This window comes from Fulvivirga marina (genome assembly GCF_016775155.1).
Classification (GTDB): Bacteria; Bacteroidota; Bacteroidia; order Cytophagales; family Cyclobacteriaceae; genus Fulvivirga; species Fulvivirga marina.
The window spans coordinates 499,416-518,620 of sequence record NZ_JAEUGD010000042.1 but is presented as its reverse complement, the minus strand read 5'-3'; the positions used below and the strand labels follow the sequence as shown (position 1 = coordinate 518,620).

Below are 19,205 nucleotides of genomic sequence, written 5' to 3'. Positions count from 1 at the left end.
TCGTCTGTTATGCACCTTTTGGTTTCGGGCAAAGGGTAAAAAAAAAGCTGTTCTTCTTCAGAACAGCCCTTCTTTATAATAAACCAAGTTGCTCATATCTTATGCAACCAGTTAAATTTATCTTCTGCTTTACCAAGTTTGATATCATCAAGAGTTTTTAAAACCTTATTAGAGAACTCTCTCTCTTCAACAGCTGGCAACTGGTAATCGGTACCTTCATAACCGATCATCTCTATATGAGCAATAGTAGCTGCAGTGCCAGCTCCAAAGGCTTCCTGAAGCCTTCCTTCTTTAGCTGCTGCTATTACCTCAGCCACCTCAACTTTCCTTTCTTCCACTTCGTACCCCCAATCGCGGGCCAATGTAAGTACGCTATCTCTGGTAATACCAGCTAAAATAGTATCACCCAATGCCGGAGTAATCAGTTTGCCATCGATTACAAACATTACATTCATGGTACCAGACTCTTCAATATACTTATGCTCCTTGCCATCAGTCCACACCAATTGATCATAACCTTTCTCCTGAGCCAATTTTGCAGGATAGATAGCAGGACCGTAGTTACAACCTGTTTTACAGAATCCACTACCTCCTTCCACGGCTCTTACGAAGTGGTTTTCTATCTTAACTTTTACCGGCTTAGCATAGTATGCACCTACAGGACAGGTGATGATCATAAACTTGAAATCCTGCGAAGGACGAATACCTATGTAATCATCATTAGAGAAGACGAACGGACGAATATACAATGAAGTGCCTTCTACTTCTGGCACCCAGTCACGATCGATATCCAACAATGTATTTAGTGCATCAAAATAAATATTTTCAGGCAGTTCAGGCATACACATACGAATGGCAGACTTATTCAACCTTTCAATATTTTTATCAGGCCTAAATACAAATACATCGCCGTTATCATGCTTATAAGCTTTTAACCCTTCAAAAATCGAGATGCCATAATGCAATGCCGGGCTGGCCGGACTAATTTGCAATAGCTCATAAGGCTCAATTTTGAGGTTTTTCCATTGTCCATCGACATAATCAGCCATGAATTGGTGATCTGAATAAACTTTTCCAAACTGGATATTCTGAAAATCAACTTGACCGATTTTAGATTGGGCAATCTTTTTAATGTCCATATTTTCTGTGGCAATCATAATTGTATTGTTATATAACTAACACTCGTTAGGCTTTCGCAAAAGTAGCAAAATCTTCACAAGTTCAAAATGCAATACCTGCTTTACATTCTTGGCTTCCAGGGAGTCTCCTCCGCATTTAACTCTTTAGACATTTTCCGTGAGAGCACAAAAAGATAGTCTGAAAGCCTGTTGAGATACTGTATTACCGTGGCATCTACTGTTTCATGATCATTCAAAGCAACCACCAAACGCTCCGCCCTGCGACAAACACACCTTGCGACATGACAAAAAGAGACCGAAGCATGCCCGCCCGGTAGCACAAAGCTTTTCATTGGCGGCAACTCATCCTCCATTTTATCAATTTCATTTTCAAGAAACTCAATATCAGCGTATTGAAGCTTTGGAACTTTCACTTTAGCGTTTCCTGGCTCAGTTGCCAGTATAGACCCAACCGTAAAAAGTCTGTCCTGCACCTCCACAAGCACATCTTTCCTGACAGCATTTACCTCCTGATCTCTAACCAGTCCAATATATGAGTTTAATTCGTCAATTGTACCATAAGCATCGATCCTTTCATGTGATTTCGACACCCTTGCTCCTCCAAAAAGGGCTGTAGTACCTTTATCTCCTGTTTTTGTATATACCTTCATTCACAATTTTGCTTACTGCCCCACCTCCTGGCGAACTACGTTTTCATTTACCTGGTCTGTTTCTACCAATCCATCTCTCAGTCTGATTATCCTATGAGCATAATGGGCAATATCATCTTCGTGAGTTACCATAATGATGGTATTTCCCCGATCATGTAGTTGCTGAAACAGGTCCATAATATCATAGGATGTTTTAGAATCGAGATTACCCGTCGGCTCATCAGCCAGGATTATACTGGGGCTATTAACAAGGGCTCTCGCAATGGCTACCCTTTGACGTTGCCCTCCTGAAAGTTCGTTAGGCTTATGATCTGCTCGATCTGCCAGACCCACATTGTTCAGCGCTTCCATAGCTAAATCCTCACGGTCATAGCGGCTATAGCCCGCATAAACCAATGGGAGCGCAACATTCTCCAAAGAACTTGCTCTGGGTAAAAGGTTAAACGTTTGAAAAACAAACCCGATCTCCTTGTTTCGAATTTCCGCCAACTCATTCTCAGTCAGGTCACTAACATTATTATTATTTAAAATGTAGCTACCGCTGGTGGGGGTATCCAAGCAACCTATGATGTTCATCAAAGTGGATTTTCCCGAACCGGAAGGTCCCATAAAAGCAACGTACTCCCCCTTATTGATTTCAATAGAGATAGACTTTAATGCCTCTACCGTTTGATTACCCATTCTATAAATTTTCGAAATTTCACGGGTTTCTATAATCTTTGTCATAGCACTACAGGTGGTCTTGTCAAAAATAGGAAATATTGATATCAACCACTAATTACGCAAGACACTCTTCTTTAAGATATGATTATTACTTAAGCGGTTAATCAGGGGATTAAGTGAAATAAACAAACTGATTATTTTAGCTCACATAAAGATAAAATAAAACCAGATAGCAAACCTTTACTCGTTCCTCATTAATTTTTAAACATAGGAAAAGGCGCGAATGGGTGTTTAAGCATGTGCTTAAACGACTTTTTCATTAGAGTAATATGAAAGTGATGATATGGAAAAACATTGGTTACTTCTTCCATAAACTCTCTGGGTACCCCAAAACTCTTGATGCCTTTAGTCACATCGATCCAATCAGCCCGTCTAAAGCTCTCTATTAATAACTGATGTTTACCTACATAAGCTGATCTTTTGTGATGCCAGAATATCATGCCGGCTATGATTTTAGTATCAGGAGTATTTTGCAGATACTCCTGCATAGCAAAAATGGATGGTTTCAGGTAATCAAAGGTTTTATGTGTCCAGATGCCTATGTCATGAAAAGCAGACGCATAAGCAATCTGTCCTCTGACCTTAGAGTTCATATGTTCCGATTTCCTTATAATGTATAGGGCATAATGGAACACCCGGTAGACATGATTTCTATATTTTTGGAAATCACCTCCCAAATGTTCGGAATAATGCTCCAACACCTGTTCAATGACAGGTTCATTATAAGTGATTGGAAAATGCTTCATGTAGCCGGCTCAAGTTCTGAATGTTCAAGAAACTGCAAGCATGTTTTGATTACTTCTTCATCTTTCAATATTCTGGTATGCCCCAACCCACTTGTAGTAAATAAACGTGCACTAGGATAAACGTCTAAAATGGCCTTAGGGTTTTCCATATCCACCTCCCTATCGTCCTCATCGTAGATAAGCAACAGGTCTATTTTCCTGAGTTCCTGAGCTATATGTGAAGCAGTAAATTCCTCAAAACGCCTGCCAAATTTTTTCAAAACGTAAGCATTAAAGTAATCCTTACATTTGTTGGAAGCTCTGAGCCTGTGAATAAACTCGTCTACTATTTTATGAGCCAGAGTTGGAGAGCTAATCATAATCAGTTTGTCCGTAGGGAGTCCATCGTTAATAGCTATCATAGAAGCCACACCCCCCAGCGAATGTCCCACTATCATATCAAAGCTTCCATACTTGGCATGCAACGCCTTGATCACTCCGGCAAATTCCAGTAGGTGTGATTTATTGCCATCGGACTTACCATGACCCGTAGCATCAAAAGATACCACCTTGTAATCAGACCTATTAAAAACATCCACAAACTTTCTGAACTGAGTACCTCTTCCCATCCAGCCGTGTACAAAGAGAACAGGCTTTCCTTCACCCCACTCATAGACCTGAACCTTTTTACCTTCGTAATCAAATTTGTAAGTTTCAGCCTTTTCGGCCATTTCTACTTCCCCATATGGCATTTTATATCTAACAGGGGTGAAAAATATACGTACAAACCATCTTTTAGCCAGCCATGGAACCACCTTTTCAACCCTAGGAAAAAGCCAACCAACTATCCTTAACGCAATCGGAGTCTTTATTTTCTTTTTCATATTTTGATCAGTTTTATCGGCTAACCAGCCACGGGTTCTTTAAGCTCAGTTTTTTCCATTTTATTCATTACAGCAGCTATCTCTTCTGGCGGAGCTACCACTTTCCTTGCTCTCAGATCAAGCCATGCACCTCTATAAGTCAATTCCGCAGCAACTGTACCGTCCTCCTTGTACACATAGTGCTTGATAATCCACTTTCTACCATTAGGAGAAAGCTCTATCAAGTGGCAGTCCAGCGTTACTTTCTCAGAAAGCATAACCTCTCTTTTGAAATCAGTTTGAGTACCAAATATTATAGGTCCAATACCCAATTGCTGAAGTTTATTAAAAGGCAGCCCATGATCATTAAAAAATCTTATCCGAGTCTGGTCTGCATAGTCCAGATAGACGGTGTGCCTCATATGCATATTAGGGTCCACATCAGACCATTTCACTTCAAATTGTGTTGTGTATTTCCGCATAGTTTTTAAGACCGTTCGGTCTGCTTGTAAGTAAAAAATTTTGTTTATGATGAGCCCGTATTATTAAAGCTGGCCTTTACTTCATCAAGAACAACCTTGATATTCTGAAAGATATCAATATTTCTAAACCTCAACATCTTGATACCAAAACTGTCTAAGTCATTACCAGACTCGTCAGCTTTCAACTTCTCTTTTTCATCCAGGTTAATGGCCAATCTCTCCTCAACACAATAAAAATCCAAAACATTATCACCTATGGGATAGTGCTTACGAAAATCACGCCCTTCAAGCTGTTTTTCTTTTAAGAAGTTCCAAAGTGTAGCTTTGGCAGAGTTCAAATGACTTGGGTAATTATCAGATACTTCAACCACGACTCCCTCTGAGGTCCCGTTAGATACCAGAATTTTTTCCTTGATATAGTTTTTAAGGTAACTTGAAGCCAACTCAATACATCCATAATTGTCATTTACCCTCGACATTATTATTGCTCCCTCTAAAGTGGCAATTAAAAGTGTAGACGTAACCTTAACGTCGGTATCGAGCCTGAACTCACCAGCATCTATTCCTTCCTTCAGCTTAATCTCCACATATTTGGTCAGTCCCTTTATTCCCTCCCTAGCCTTTTCTTTTAACTCAGGGTGAGTGTTTGTTGAGTCCATGGCTGTATTAAATATCGGACAGCCTCCCCCTTTTACCATAGGGTCTTCAATGAGAGAAACAAAAACATCTATCACGGAATTAAGCTTCTCGAAAGAGGTTTCGTCCCGATCCAATCTCTCTCTAAATCTCTTCAGTACCCGGTTATAGTTATAGCTAAAAGCTTCAACGGCAATCTCATCCTTATTTTTGAAATGATTATATATGCCACCTTTCTTTAACTGGGTAGCTTCCATAATATGACTGAGGGAACAACCATGGTATCCATAAGTATTAAACAGTTCTGCAGACTGCTGTATAATCCTTTCTCTCGTAGATAATTCTTGTAATCCCATAACAAAAGACCGACCGGTTGGTCTCAAAAATAAGAAAAGATATGATTAATCGCAAATATGTCTATTTGCATAAGTATGCCATTTCTTTATAAATTTAGTTACCACAATCAGTATATCTTCGTTTCATGCAAAAAGTTATTTATCTCCTGCTGTTTTTGATTTCTATTATTAGTTGTTCATCCGATGACGGTGAAAGTCCTCAATCAACAGAATGTATTGCTACAAGTATCCCAAAGCGGAACCGTTTAATAGGCATGGACCTGCTGGATGAAACCTCGTCAAGCGATTTTTTCAACAACTTCGCCCTTTCGCAAGAAGCAGGAATTGATTTCATTGGTGTGCACTTACTATGGACAAGCCTGGAGCCGCAACCCATGACATACGAAGACCCCTTCGGCTCTCTGGCATCTTTCAATAGTTTTATAGAGGCTAATAACCTAAAGTTCTGGCTAACTATCCGGCCCATTGACTTAACATGAAAAACTGTACCGAAAGACCTCGAAACTACCTGATTTAGTGATCCTGATTTGATAAGTAGATTCAAGGCACTAATAGACTTCGTATTTACAAAAATTGATTATAACAAGCTTACCTCTCTCCAGGTAGGCAATGAAATAGATGGCTATGACACCAGCAATGAGCACCCTGATTTCCGGAGTGATTACGGGGCCTTCCTTTCGGAGATCAACAACTACGCAGGCACTCAATATCCAGGATTAAAAATAGGTTTCACTGCCACTCACAAAGGGTTAACTCATGGCCCCCTCAGTGATGCCGGAGTATTTACTGCATTGGCTGATGTTGTGGATGTATTGGGAGTAACCTACTATCCCATAAAGAATACCTTTGAAATAGAGAATCCGCAAGTGCCTGCAAATGACCTGGCCACTCTAACTTTAATTTTCAAAAATAAACTGATATACCTACAGGAAGTAGGATATCCCTCAAGTAGCCCCTGCTCCAGTTCCGAACAGATACAAGCTCAGTTTGTTTGTCAGTTTTTTCAGGCATGGGACGCTCATGCCTCCCAGATACCCCTAGTAAACTGGGTACGGCTCCATGATGTTTCTCTTGAAGATGCCAAACAACTGGCTGGTCCATATGGCCTCACTGCAAATAAATTTATTGAATTCTTAAGGACTCTGGGTCTAAGAACTTATGACGGTCAGAATAAAGCAGCGTTCATTATGCTAAAGGAACAAGCAAAAGAAAGAGGGTGGTAACTACGTTACACTGTCAACTCATAAGCTCTGTCAATATAGCTAAAGTCTGTGGTATTATAAGTGCGTTCCAGGTACCGGACATCGTTGTCATTACTAACCAAAAGCACTGTAGAACACCGTGAGCCATAATCAGGGCTTTTGATAAACATCGGAGAGAGCATACTTTCCCTTTCAATGCCGACCCCAGTGTCTGGCAATAAATGTTCAGGGGCCTTAATATCATCATAAAGAGACTCAAACAAATGCCCTGGGTCAATATTCACGGCTTTTAATACTTCCCTCAACTTATTCATCCCTTTGTCTACCTTAGGCCATTGAGTATCGAGCAATGCATTACTAAGACCATGATACCCGCTAGTGATGGGATATATCCCAGCCTTATAATTACCATAATAATAGAGTTCATCTACTGTTCCACAAATTAGGTTAAACCCATTATATTGATTACCATTCTTAGCTATCCGCTGCAGGTAATCATAGGCACTCACTTCATTTTCAAGAAAATCAGACACTAAATGCCCTCTGGAGGGAGCATTTTGCTTAATATTTTTCAGGTCACGGTAGTTGGTGAGCATGCTGATCTTTCCCTGCTTGCTGACTCCCATCCAGGTTCCTCCTGCTGTTAGATCTTTCCCTGCCAATATTAAAGGCTTATCCTCCCAAAACATAGCAGGTTCTGTCGGACGACTATAAAACTCATCTCGGTTAGCTGCCACTACAAGTTTATACTTAGGGTGGGTTTTATATGCAAATAATATCAGACACATATGTTTATGCAGGTCGCCAGTAAAAGACCTTGTTAATTAATGTTCAAATAATTCTAATTGCTCCGGCAGCTGCCTGAATGACCTCCGGTGAAAATCAGTAAGCCCATGGACTCGTATAGCATCACGATGGGCTGTGGTAGGATACCCCATATTACTATGCCAGTCATATTCGGGATGCTGCTCTGCAATCTTACACATATACTCATCCCGGTAAGTTTTAGCCAATATTGAAGCTGCTGCTATGGAGTAATATTTGCCATCTCCTTTAATAATACACTCGAACGGAATGTCGTTATGGGGCTTATACCGGTTACCATCAATTAGTAATAATTCCGGAACACTTTTAAGCTGATCTACTGCTCGATTCATAGCAAGATATGAAGCATTTAGGATGTTTACTTTGTCAATTTCATAATTATCAACAAAAGATACCGCCCAGGCAATGGCCTCCTTTTCAATCTCCAGTCTTATGGCTTCTCGCTTTTTCCTGGGCAACTGCTTAGAATCATTGAGTTCAGCGTGTTTATAATCTCGCGGCAAAATAACCGCTGCAGCAACAACAGGACCTGCCAAACAGCCACGTCCCGCCTCATCACATCCGGCCTCTAGCTTACTATCTGAAAAATATGAAAGGAGCATACCCACAAAAATAACTTTCCTTTTCAATTACTCAAGGAGTAATTGAAATTTACCTTCCATTACAAATTGTGCCTAATTTGAAATAAAAATAAACTCTCTCTAAATACGATCTTCGGATTTAATAGTTTTGCAGCATGGAAGAAATTAAAAATCCCTGGCAGACACTATCTACTGAAGAGAAATATGACAACCCCTGGATCAATGTGGAAGAACACCAAATTATAAACCCTGGTGGTGGAAAGGGCATTTATGGCAAGGTACATTTCAAAAATAAAGCTCTTGGGATTATCCCTTTGGATGAGGAAGACAATACATGGATTGTAGGTCAGTTCAGATATACCCTCAATGAATATTCATGGGAAATACCTGAAGGTGGGGGCCCTATGCATGAAGATGTACTTGCCGCAGCGCAGAGAGAACTAAAAGAGGAAACGGGTTTAACTGCCAGCAATTGGGAAATGATTATGAGATTCCATACATCCAACTCAGTAACAGATGAAGAAGGCCTGATATTTCTGGCTACTGATCTCACACCCGGCGAAAGGCAGCTTGAAGAATCTGAGTCTGACCTTCTTCTTAAAAAACTTCCTTTTGAAGAGGTATTGCATATGGTAATGGACCAGAAAATAACCGATAGTATGAGTGTAGCAGGCATATTAAAGGTCGCCCGAATGAAAGGATACTGACATTTTCCAAACAAAAGGCTTTAGCCTTTCGTATATCATTGATTCTTAGAAGGTGCATTACCCATCACCTCTGAATAGTGTTATTCACCCCTTTACAAATACCGGGCTACCAAAAACAAATGACCAAACAAAACTACACAGAGCATCTAAAGAAGAATTTCTTTCTGGCATACCCCGTTATGTTAAGTCAACTGGGCCATATGATGGTCAATGTAGCCGACAGTGTTATGGTAGGTCAGCTTGGTGCCTTACCACTGGCAGGGGCTTCTCTGGCCAATGTTATTTTTCATTTGCTGTTGATGTTTGGCATTGGTGTATCCTATGCGGTAACGCCGTTGGTAGCAGCGGCAGACGGTGCCAATGACAAGAAAAAATCCGGAGAACTATTAAAGCATGCTCTACTTATCAATACCATAACTGGTATTGTACTGTTTATAATCATCTCGATAGGGGGGCAAGGGTTATTCTATTTGAATCAGCCGGAAGATGTTGTAGCTATGGCTTTGCCTTATCTTAACATTGTTACCCTATCACTAATCCCGCTTATGCTTTTCCAAACTTTCAGGCAGTTTGCCGAGGGGCTGTCGTACACTAAGCAGGCTATGATCATTGTCATTGGATCTAACCTGATCAACGTAGTACTAAACTATATATTCATATATGGTAAGTTAGGCTTGGAGCCCATGGGGTTAAACGGTGCCGGATGGGCTTCATTCATTTCACGGATCATTCTTGCCCTCTGGATTGCTGCATACATCTATACGGGGCACAACTTCAAAGCTTACAGGCCTGGGTTTGCCATTGGCCGATACAGCAAAATGATGCTAAGGAAGCTGTTAAGCCTAGGGCTACCGGCAGGCTTTCAGTTTATATTTGAGGTTGGTGCTTTTGGATTCGCCGTAATCATGATCGGTTGGATTGGTACCGAAGCTCTTGCAGCTCATCAGATTGCCATTAACCTCGCAGCCATCAGCTATATGATGGCTTCAGGCTTGTCCGCAGCAGCCACCGTAAGGGTAGGCAACCAGTTAGGACAGAAAGATATCCCTTCCCTGCGTGCAGCAGCATTTACTATTTACGGTATGGTGGTCGTATTCATGGCTGCTTGTGCTACTATTTTTATCACAGGAAGATACTTTCTCCCATCATTATACATTGATAATGAAACAGTAATACAAACCGCAGCTCACCTGCTGATCATTGCTGGTTTCTTCCAAATCTCAGATGGTGTACAGGTAGTTAGTTTAGGGGCATTACGTGGCCTTGCAGATGTGAAAATACCTACCGCCCTAACATTCATTGCCTACTGGGTACTTGCTCTGCCTTTGGGTTATTACCTTGGTTTCAAACAAGGAATGGGCGCCGAGGGAGTTTGGTATGGACTCCTCATAGGTCTGTCAATAGTAGCAGTAGTTATGTTCTGGCGGTTTAACTTTCTTACCAAACGACTATCGGCAAGGAGTTAGGAACAACTTTGATCAACACTCAAAACATCAAAAGGAGTACAATTAATCCTGACAAGTTTAGTGAGTTGTATTACTATACATCGTACCTTTGTGGTAATGAATCAAAGTCAGGCCATAGCATTATATCAGCCGCTGCTCCAGCAAATCGCCCTAAAAATGGTGGGTTCAATTGCTGATGCAGAAGATATTGTTCAGGATACGTTTCTTAAATGGCTTAGTGCTAATACAGAGAAGATAGAAAATACAAAAGCTTACCTCATCAAAGCGGTAACCAACAATTGTATTAATCACCTCGATGCCCTGAGACGAAAAAAAGATGAATGCCTTCAAAACTTAAGTCCTTCTGAGTTGATCGACTGGTATAAAGAAAAAGAGTTCTTTAGGTTTGATATGGAAAATGAAATTTCCGCTGCGCTCAATGTCGTTCATAAAAAGCTGGAACCTCTGGAAAAAGGTATTTTTGTGTTGAGGGAATTGTTCGACTTTGATTATGAGGAACTTCAGCTCATCTTTGATAAGAAAAAAGAAAATTGCCGACAGCTTTTTAGCAGAGCTAAAGGTAAATTGTCGGAAGAGACCGGAAAGGTAAAAATGGGAGCTTCCAGTCCTTCCATTCTGGATAATTTTAAAAATGCCTGTAATTTCGGATCGCCTGCAGACTTCATCAAAGATGTAAAAAGAGAGATTAACCTAAAACTCAGCAACTCCCTTAGTTAATCTTCGCCACTTCAAAAGAGCAGATAATGTCTCCCTCAAAAAAATATATTCTTTTTTGTCACAAACTACATGCATTACTGTCTTTATAAAAAAGAGGTTGTATGAAGTCTTAGGTAGTCATCATATTTCGATTCTACCCTATTAGTTCAATAGAAACTAAATCAAGGCATAAAGCAACCTCTGGCAACTATTGAAAATTTTTAATAATTAGAAACCTAATGGAAGTAGTACTTATCTTCTTTATCGCGCACTGGTATTTGTCACTTTTCTTTCAGACCTTCTTTTTACACAGGTATGCAGCACACAAATCATTTACCATGAGTAAAACATGGGAAAAGGTATTCTTTGTGCTTACCTGGATATTTCAGGGGTCTAATTACCTAAGCGCTTATGGCTATGGCATCATGCACCGTATGCATCATGCATACGCAGATACTCCCAATGACCCACACTCTCCCAAGTACGATGAAAGCTTGTTTAAGATGATGTGGAAAACAAAAACCATTTACTCAGGGATCACCAATAAAACTATAAAAGTAGATGATCGTTTCACTCGTGATATACCTGAATGGTCTTCATTCGACAAATTTGCTCGTTCGTGGGTTTCACGCCTCATGTGGGGCGCGGCCTATGTATTTGTCTATTGGCAGTTTGCTACAGTATGGTGGTTATGGCTACTGCTACCCATCCAGTTTCTAATGTCGCCTGTTCATGGTGCCATCATCAACTGGTTCGCCCATAAGTACGGCTATACCAACTTCAAGGTGGGTGATACCTCTAAAAACTTCCTACCGATAGACTTTCTCATGATGGGTGAAAGCTATCATAACAATCACCACAAGCATGGAGACCGAGCTAATTTCGGTGTAAGGTGGCATGAAATAGACCCCACCTATCAGGTCATCAAACTACTTGATAAAGTAGGTATTATAAAGCTGGTCAAAAATAAAGAAGTACAGCTTAGTGAAATGAAAAAAGCCGCTTAGACAGTCGCTTAATAAATCATTTAAACATCCGCAGCTTTATTCAAGTTGCGGATGTTTTGTTTTACACCGGTTTTAAGCAAACACGGGCGACATGCCAGAAAGCACTGTTCATTTACGCATGTATTTCCAAACAACACCTTTATAGTGAGGTCTTCTTCCTTTAGCAACATCCAAAATATGATCATAAAGGAAGCCTGATCTTCTGGAAGCTTCTGCAATACTATCATAAGCTTTCACCAAATCACCATTACGGTTATACCTTCCTACTTTCCGTCTATTTCCACCGATTTTTTTAAAAGTGCTTCGGTCTGCATAGGAAAGATATGACAGGGTACGGTTATTATCAGTTACACGCTTCTGCTTCACGGACATCGGCACCATCATTAAATTTTCCACCCGGTTATTAAAACCATCATGGTCAATGTTGATTACACACTGTTTAGGGTCAAGTTCCCCGACAAATGCCTGGTATACTACTCTTCTTACCTGTATGTCGTGACGCTTATTTTCTTTGGAAATAGCCGCTCGCAGAGCATATGTATGGTCCTTTGTAAACTTATTATAGTACTTATAAACTGTTTGACTCAATACCCTTGAGGGTACTAATAAAGGCTTTCCACTTTTATGTTTAACGTAGCGGTCGAGAGATTTAATCCTGCCTAGATTGGAAACCGCATAATAGTCTTCAAAGTCTTTAAGAGGTTTCCATTCCTCTTCAGGTAAATCTTCGAGAGATTTAATTTGATATGGGTACAAGGTTCAGTAGGTTTTGTTTACGATATGTAAACATAAACCTCATAATGAAAAAATCATATATTTAGGAGCATTTTATGAGCAATCATACCTCAATCAATGCAAAATTGACGGTATATATCCAAAAATTCTTCATAAATGTTTGGTTTTGCAGAAACTATCTCAAGCTGACCCTGATACATATCCTGTCTCATGACCTTAACTTTAACGTTAATAATTGAGGTATAAGGGTTTACTTTGTCAACAACAGTTATTATTCTTCCAGAACATGAATATCATCAGGGTGAATATAAATACCAAGTTTATCTCCTCGCTGATAACATTTCTTTGAGTTTACTTTAAGAACAACTCCTTCCACTTCAACCTCAAGTTCGTATGTATCTCCCATATAATCAGCGCCTATAACCAACCCGTGATTTATACCTGTTTCGGAAGCACAAATAGAAATCTTCCCCGGGCGAAAACAGACTTTATCGTTCCAGTGCAAGTCTTTGTTTTTCTTTAATTCCGGGAAAGCCCTAAAGAGATCATTAGCTGACAGTAAATTAACGCTACCAAATAAGTAGGCGACATACTCATCCCGAGGCTGCTCGTATACAGCCTGCGGCCTATCCATCTGCACAATTTTTCCAGCCTTCATAACAGCAACTTTATCCGAAAGAGACAGAGCATCCTTTACTTCGTGTGTCACAAATATCAATGTATCTCCATCCTCCCTGGCCTGACGGATCACCTTATGCCGGATTTCATCTTTCAGCATAATATCCAGGCTGCTAAATGGCTCGTCAAGCAAAAGTAAAGCCGGTTCTTCTGCTAAAGCACTAGCCAGGGCCGCGCGTTGTTGCTGACCTCCAGAAAGTTGGGCTGGCCTTTTGTTTTCCAGCCCCTGTAACCTAAACAGGCTGATGAGATACTCCAACCTTTCATCCTGAAACTCCTGAACATACCCTCGAAGGTTGTAACTTATATTCTCTATAATAGTATGTTTAGGCATAAGTCTGAGGTCTTGTGCCAACATCTTTATTTCAGCGTGCCCCGGCACCAAGTTATATGCTGGCCCTGTAACCAGCTCCCCCAACAACCTTACTTCACCACCATCGGTATCTTCAACGCCTCCAATGATTTTCAGAAGTGTGGTTTTGCCTGACCCATTTTCTCCAACTATCGAAAGTATCTCCCCTTTCTGTAGCTCGAAGGATATATCATTCACCGCAGCTAAATTTTGCCCGGGATACTTCCTGGACACGTTGGTTAATCTAAGAAATGACATGCACAAATATAAGACAACATACCGTTTAACAATTGACCTGAGGTGAATGGTGAAATATTTAGCGTGCTTACTTTAACTGAAAGAAATATCAATTTACAATCACAAATCATTGATTTTCTTTATATTAGTGATTATAGCAATTTTAAAATTTGCTTAAAGCAGTTTTTTGTCTTACTAAAAAAATATGTCTATGGGCGGCGGCGGAGCACTTGATGCAATGAATAAATCCCTGAAACAAAACAGGGCAATGTTAAACAGCGGTTCAGGTTTTGAAAAGAGGAAAAACTCATTTTACTCCTCTAATAAGAGTAAAAAATGGACCTTCAAAAAAGCTACACCGGAGCAGTTACAGCGCATTAATGATAAAATGGTTGAGCTAAGAAAGGCAGATATAAGGCGTAAGGCCCTGGTGCTTGTACTCTCAGGCTTAATCTCGATTATGCTGATATGGGCAGCGCTTACCTTCTTCGGCTTTTAAATTTTAAGCTGTGTTCATATTTATTGTATACGAGTTACTATGGAAAGGCTAACTATGACAGCCTCATCAGCAAACCTTCACAAATATTGATTAATACTTCCATTTTATTATTATAAGGTACATCTCCATACTACCTGATTAACCATCAGTTCTACTCATCTCAAATGTGAATTTGTATATTGGTTCTGGTTGGCTAATAACAAGGTAATATGTATTGGAAAAAAATATTATTGTTTGTGGCTGCCCTTCTGAGCCTCGGGACATCCGTTTCTTCTGCCCAACATAAGGAATTAAAATTCAAAAGGTATAACAGCGAATCAGGGTTATCCAGTAGTAAAGCTACCTGCTTTGCACAAACTCCGGATGGTTTTTTATGGATTGGTACGACGGATGGTCTCAATCGTTTTGATGGGCACTCCTTCAAGGTCTTTCGAAATGATCCCGATGATTCGCTTTCTCTATGTGATAATTACATCAGTGCTTTATTTGTTGATCATCAGGGAAAACTATGGATTGGCACCCAAAACAACGGTTTAAGCCGGTACGATGAAAAAAGTGGCACCTTCATCAGTTTTGAATCGGAAATATATAATCCTGGCACACTCAGCAACCACTATGTTACCAGCATAACAGAAGATGCTGATAAAAATCTCTGGGTTGGAACGATTATGGGGCTTAACCTGTATGATCGAAAACGGAACAAATTCCAACGCTATTTTCATGAAATTACTGTAAGTATTTTCCCGCAAACGATTGATAGTCTTAAAGCGACACAAGTACCTACCCACATTATTACCAATGTTGCCACGCTAATTGGAGAGGAATTCCAAAATGAAAGGGCACTATTCAGAGCTCTGGAAAGGTCCCTTACTGATGAAGAACAGGAGTTGTATAAAGCCATCATTCTTAAATACTCAGGCTCGAAAGCCACGGCTGACCATATCAGGGCTTTGCAAGCTGATAGTATTGGCAACCTTTACATAGGTTATGAAACGGAGGGGCTTGGCTATTTCAACCCTAAAACAAATAGATTAGACATTTACAAACATGATGCAGATGACAGTCAAAGCATCGGTAACAATGAGGTTTCCAGCCTGGCCCTGGATAATGCGGGTTTATGGATTGGTACAAGAAGCGGAACATTGAGTCAATATGATCCTCAATCAGGAAAATTCCTTCGTCATGAGTTACCGGGAAACTCTTCAAATATTGAGTCTATTATAGTGGACAGCCGGGGCACATTATGGGTTGGGGATAGCTATGGTCTTTGCAGATACAATAAAACTGAAAAGAAGTTTACCCGATATCAACATCGGATAAATGACAAGTATAGTCTTTCATCCACTGCAGTTAAGGCCATTTTCGAAGACAAGCACAAGGATATTTGGGTAGGTTGTACCCAGGGAGGTATCAACCTTACTCTTGGCAATATCCCTTTCACTCATCTCAAACACTATCCTGATATGTCCGGAGCACTATCTAAAACCAGTGTATCCAGTGTCCTCGAAGACAGTAAGGGTAATATCTGGGTAGGTTATTACACCATGGGGCTGGATATTTACAACCCGGTAACCCATGAGGTTACTCATTTAGCCCATGAACCGGATGTACCTGGTGGTTTAGGAAAAGGCACCGTTTTCGAAATATTTGAAGACTCGGACAATAACATATGGGTTGGCACCTATGAAGGAGGTCTACAGATGTTCAACCCAAAAGAAAATAATTTCATAACCTATAGACATGACCCAAATAACCCGGAAACCATTAGTGGAAACGACGTAAGAGCCATTGAAGAAGATACAAATGGGAAGCTATGGATTGCAATCCATGGTCATGGCGTAAGTGTTTTTGATAAGAATAGTGAAACTTTCAAAAGCTATAACGCTGATTACCTCAACTGGCAAAATTCATTATCCAACGACTGGGTATACACACTTTATATTGACAGAGCTCAAAATGTTTGGGTAGGCAGCGTATTTGGTCTTAGCGTTTTAAGGCCTGGGACTGATAATTTTGTTAGTTACACCAAGGAAAACAGAAACTTAAGTCACAATAATGTACGATCCATTTTAGAAGATACCCACGGAAACCTCTGGATAGGTACCGACAATGGACTCAATTTGTTTAACAAGGAAACTACAAGGTTCTCCACCTTCTTTTGTAAAGACGGGTTACCTAACAACACCATACATGGCATACTTGAAGATAGCCGAAATAATTTATGGATAAGCACCAATCGTGGCTTGGCCAAATTCACCCCTAATGAAGGCACCTTTTCTAACTACGACGTCCTTGACGGTTTGCAATCCAATGAGTTTTTTCCTGGTGCATGCTATAAGGGATGGTCAGGTACTCTTTACTTTGGTGGCATCAATGGACTAACTACTTTCCTTCCTCAAAGCATTAAGGGAGATACATCAGGTATAGCTATCAAGTTTACAGGTTTAAAACTATTTAATGAACCTATCAGCCCCGGACAGGCTCCTTTAGAAAATACACTTGACCAAACCACGCACTTGCGTCTGGATTATGACCAAAACATGGTTTCCTTCCGGTTTTCAGGCCTAGACTTTAAAACTCCCGAAAAAGTACAATACGCCTACATCTTAGAAGGCTTTGATTCTCAGTGGAACTATGTTAAAAACAGAAAAGAGGCTACTTACACTAACCTTCCTCCGGGAGAATATTCTTTTAAAGTAATGGCTGCCTCCGGCAATGGAATATGGAACAAAAATGTAAGGGTCTTAGACATCAGCATCCTTCCTCCAATATGGAAAACCATACCGGCATATATTCTTTATATGGGCATTTTGTTGGCTTTAATTTATTACTACAAACAAGTTGTAATAGCCAAAGAACGCTTTAAAAGCAGACTGGAATTTCAAAATTTAGAAACCAAAAAGGCACATGAGGTTGATATGATGAAGCTAAATTTTTTTACCAGCATATCTCATGAACTTCGTACCCCACTGACCTTAATCCTTGACCCCGTCAACAAGTTAATCACGGAAAGGGACAAAATGACTGATGCTGAACAAGACGATCATTTCAAAATAGTCAGATCAAGCTCTCAAAGATTGTTAAAGTTGGTTAACCAGGTCTTGGACATATCAGCAATAGATGCAGGCCAGATCAAACTTGCAGTCAGTAAGCAGGATATTGTCAACTTTTGTCAGTCAATTATTGAAACCTTCTCATTTTCTGCCAGCCTGCGCGAAACTGAACTTCGTTTTTCATGCAATAAAGAATCAGAGGCGGTTTTTTTCGACAGCGATATTCTTGAAAAGGCTTTAATGAACCTTTTATCTAATGCACTTAAATTTACTCCAAAAGCAGGAAAGGTTTCACTTCAGTTATTAATTACAGATCAAAACCATCCTGAATGTCCTGCTAACATCAAGGAGACTTCACCGCATAGTAAATTCATCAAATTAATAGTTTCAGATAATGGATCTGGTATAGCCAGAGAACACCATAGTAAAATATTCGAAAAGTTTTTTAAAGTACAAAGTCACCAACAAGGATCAGGCATTGGCTTAACACTGACCAAACAATTGATTGAACATCATCACGGCACTATTGAAGTACAAAGTAAACCTGGGGAAGGAAGCCGATTTGTCATTTGGCTCCCTGTATATAAGGAGAGGTACTCTCCTAATGAAATAGTTAAAAAAACTGTTGCTGAAAGAGTCCCAAAAGAATCACTTGAAGAAAACGTACCTTGGGAAAAAGACGCGAACCCTGATGTACTTGTGGGGCGGTCAATATTACTATTGGTTGAAGATAATGATGATCTTAGGAAGTATTTAAAAATGAACCTTCAGCATGAATACATTGTATATGGAACGGACTCTGCTGAAATGGCCCTTGAAATGGCTCCAAAAATCTACCCCGATCTGATTATTGCTGACGTGATGCTACCCGGGATGAACGGACTGGAACTATGCCACAAGGTAAAAAGTACTCCTTCTCTAAGAAACCTGCCTTTAATTCTGCTCACCTCACATACTTCAAACGAACATGAACTGGAAGGTTTACAAACAGGAGCTAGCGACTACATCGGCAAACCTTTTAATATGCTCCTGCTGAAGGCACGGATCAAAAACGTACTCGCCTTAAATCAAGCATTAAAAAGTAAACTGGACGATGACACTAATTTCGAATCGCTGGATATTGCCCCTCAAAGCGTGCAGGACAAAAGCTTTTTGAATGGGCTTCTAAAAGTTATCCATGAGCATTTGGCTGATGAGCACTTCAGCCCAGAAAGACTTGCCGAAATGATGGGCTTGAGTCGATCTCAGTTATACAAAAGAGTTAAAGGTCTTACAGGACTTTCTGTCAGCATCCTTATCAGAAATATCCGACTCAAAAAGGCATGTCAACTACTTAAAAGTAATGATCTCAGTATTTCGCAGGTAGCTTATGAAGTAGGATTCAGTGACCCTGGGTATTTCACCAAATGCTTCAAAGAAATGTACTCCTGTCCTCCCTCAGAATATATAAACAGTCATTAATTAAAACTCGCTAATGCTACAATAGTCTCATATATGAGACAATAATCACACCGGATCATGAGTACATGGATTTGATATTATAGTCAAAGTTGTCAATGCAGCAAGAGGTTAACTTTATTTTTGGATGCTTCA

19 protein-coding genes are annotated in these 19,205 nt (G+C 40.1%); 8 read left to right on the top strand and 11 right to left on the bottom strand.

Going from position 1 to position 19,205, the window contains the following annotated elements:
* Positions 1 to 92: 92 nt before the first annotated feature.
* From JMN32_RS12840 to JMN32_RS12810, 7 genes are all read right to left on the bottom strand, one after another.
* Positions 93 to 1,157, bottom strand: a complete 1,065-nt coding sequence (locus tag JMN32_RS12840) for a branched-chain amino acid aminotransferase (RefSeq protein WP_202856725.1) — start codon at positions 1,155 to 1,157, stop codon at positions 93 to 95.
* An 83-nt stretch (positions 1,158 to 1,240) separates the two neighbouring features.
* Entirely contained in the window at positions 1,241 to 1,789 is a 549-nt protein-coding gene (locus JMN32_RS12835; protein WP_202856724.1) for a cob(I)yrinic acid a,c-diamide adenosyltransferase, read from the bottom strand.
* A 12-nt stretch (positions 1,790 to 1,801) separates the two neighbouring features.
* Entirely contained in the window at positions 1,802 to 2,515 is a 714-nt protein-coding gene (locus JMN32_RS12830) for an ABC transporter ATP-binding protein (protein WP_238354450.1), read from the bottom strand.
* 191 nt (positions 2,516 to 2,706) lie between these two features.
* Positions 2,707 to 3,258 carry a hypothetical protein gene (locus tag JMN32_RS12825; RefSeq protein WP_202856723.1) on the bottom strand — a complete coding sequence of 184 codons (552 nt, stop codon included), beginning with the start codon at positions 3,256 to 3,258 and terminating at the stop codon, positions 2,707 to 2,709.
* Complete coding sequence (locus tag JMN32_RS12820; RefSeq protein ID WP_202856722.1) at positions 3,255 to 4,121, bottom strand: alpha/beta fold hydrolase; 867 nt, start codon at positions 4,119 to 4,121, stop codon at positions 3,255 to 3,257. Before JMN32_RS12820 ends, JMN32_RS12825 begins: the two co-directional genes overlap by 4 nt.
* 20 nt (positions 4,122 to 4,141) lie before the next feature.
* Entirely contained in the window at positions 4,142 to 4,582 is a 441-nt protein-coding gene (locus JMN32_RS12815; protein ID WP_202856721.1) for an acyl-CoA thioesterase, read from the bottom strand.
* Positions 4,583 to 4,626: 44 nt separating this feature from the next.
* Entirely contained in the window at positions 4,627 to 5,574 is a 948-nt protein-coding gene (locus tag JMN32_RS12810; RefSeq protein ID WP_202856720.1) for a TetR family transcriptional regulator C-terminal domain-containing protein, read from the bottom strand.
* Positions 5,575 to 5,699: 125 nt separating this feature from the next.
* Here JMN32_RS12810 and JMN32_RS12805 point away from each other — a divergent pair, with 125 nt between their 5' ends.
* Positions 5,700 to 6,053: a hypothetical protein gene (locus JMN32_RS12805; RefSeq protein ID WP_202856719.1), complete on the top strand. Its 354-nt coding sequence runs from the start codon at positions 5,700 to 5,702 to the stop codon at positions 6,051 to 6,053.
* Between the two features lie 48 nt (positions 6,054 to 6,101).
* Complete coding sequence (locus tag JMN32_RS12800; protein WP_202856718.1) at positions 6,102 to 6,797, top strand: hypothetical protein; 696 nt, start codon at positions 6,102 to 6,104, stop codon at positions 6,795 to 6,797.
* A 5-nt stretch (positions 6,798 to 6,802) separates the two neighbouring features.
* Here JMN32_RS12800 and JMN32_RS12795 read toward each other — a convergent pair whose 3' ends face one another.
* Both JMN32_RS12795 and JMN32_RS12790 read right to left on the bottom strand, forming a co-directional pair.
* Positions 6,803 to 7,564, bottom strand: coding sequence for an NRDE family protein (locus JMN32_RS12795; RefSeq protein WP_202856717.1), 762 nt, complete (start codon positions 7,562 to 7,564; stop codon positions 6,803 to 6,805).
* A gap of 36 nt (positions 7,565 to 7,600) precedes the next feature.
* Complete coding sequence (locus JMN32_RS12790) at positions 7,601 to 8,203, bottom strand: ribonuclease HII (RefSeq protein WP_202856900.1); 603 nt, start codon at positions 8,201 to 8,203, stop codon at positions 7,601 to 7,603.
* A 134-nt stretch (positions 8,204 to 8,337) separates the two neighbouring features.
* Between JMN32_RS12790 and JMN32_RS12785 the strand changes: the two genes are divergently transcribed.
* The 4 genes from JMN32_RS12785 to JMN32_RS12770 all read left to right on the top strand — a co-directional run bounded on the left by JMN32_RS12785 (position 8,338) and on the right by JMN32_RS12770 (position 12,058).
* Positions 8,338 to 8,889 carry an NUDIX domain-containing protein gene (locus JMN32_RS12785; protein WP_202856716.1) on the top strand — a complete coding sequence of 184 codons (552 nt, stop codon included), beginning with the start codon at positions 8,338 to 8,340 and terminating at the stop codon, positions 8,887 to 8,889.
* 119 nt (positions 8,890 to 9,008) lie between these two features.
* The gene (locus tag JMN32_RS12780; RefSeq protein WP_202856715.1) at positions 9,009 to 10,355 is read left to right on the top strand and encodes an MATE family efflux transporter; all 1,347 of its coding nucleotides are present in this window, start codon (positions 9,009 to 9,011) and stop codon (positions 10,353 to 10,355) included.
* Between the two features lie 60 nt (positions 10,356 to 10,415).
* Positions 10,416 to 11,072, top strand: a complete 657-nt coding sequence (locus tag JMN32_RS12775) for a sigma-70 family RNA polymerase sigma factor (RefSeq protein WP_317191777.1) — start codon at positions 10,416 to 10,418, stop codon at positions 11,070 to 11,072.
* A 218-nt stretch (positions 11,073 to 11,290) separates the two neighbouring features.
* Complete coding sequence (locus JMN32_RS12770) at positions 11,291 to 12,058, top strand: acyl-CoA desaturase (protein WP_202856713.1); 768 nt, start codon at positions 11,291 to 11,293, stop codon at positions 12,056 to 12,058.
* A 108-nt stretch (positions 12,059 to 12,166) separates the two neighbouring features.
* Here JMN32_RS12770 and JMN32_RS12765 read toward each other — a convergent pair whose 3' ends face one another.
* Positions 12,167 to 12,814: an NUMOD4 domain-containing protein gene (locus JMN32_RS12765; protein WP_202856712.1), complete on the bottom strand. Its 648-nt coding sequence runs from the start codon at positions 12,812 to 12,814 to the stop codon at positions 12,167 to 12,169.
* A 250-nt stretch (positions 12,815 to 13,064) separates the two neighbouring features.
* Complete coding sequence (locus JMN32_RS12760) at positions 13,065 to 14,081, bottom strand: ABC transporter ATP-binding protein (RefSeq protein ID WP_202856711.1); 1,017 nt, start codon at positions 14,079 to 14,081, stop codon at positions 13,065 to 13,067.
* Positions 14,082 to 14,271: 190 nt separating this feature from the next.
* Here JMN32_RS12760 and JMN32_RS12755 point away from each other — a divergent pair, with 190 nt between their 5' ends.
* Entirely contained in the window at positions 14,272 to 14,559 is a 288-nt protein-coding gene (locus JMN32_RS12755) for a hypothetical protein (RefSeq protein ID WP_202856710.1), read from the top strand.
* Between the two features lie 209 nt (positions 14,560 to 14,768).
* A complete protein-coding gene (locus JMN32_RS12750; RefSeq protein ID WP_202856709.1) occupies positions 14,769 to 19,073 on the top strand; it encodes a hybrid sensor histidine kinase/response regulator transcription factor in 4,305 nt (1,434 codons plus the stop codon).
* Positions 19,074 to 19,205: the final 132 nt, after the last annotated feature.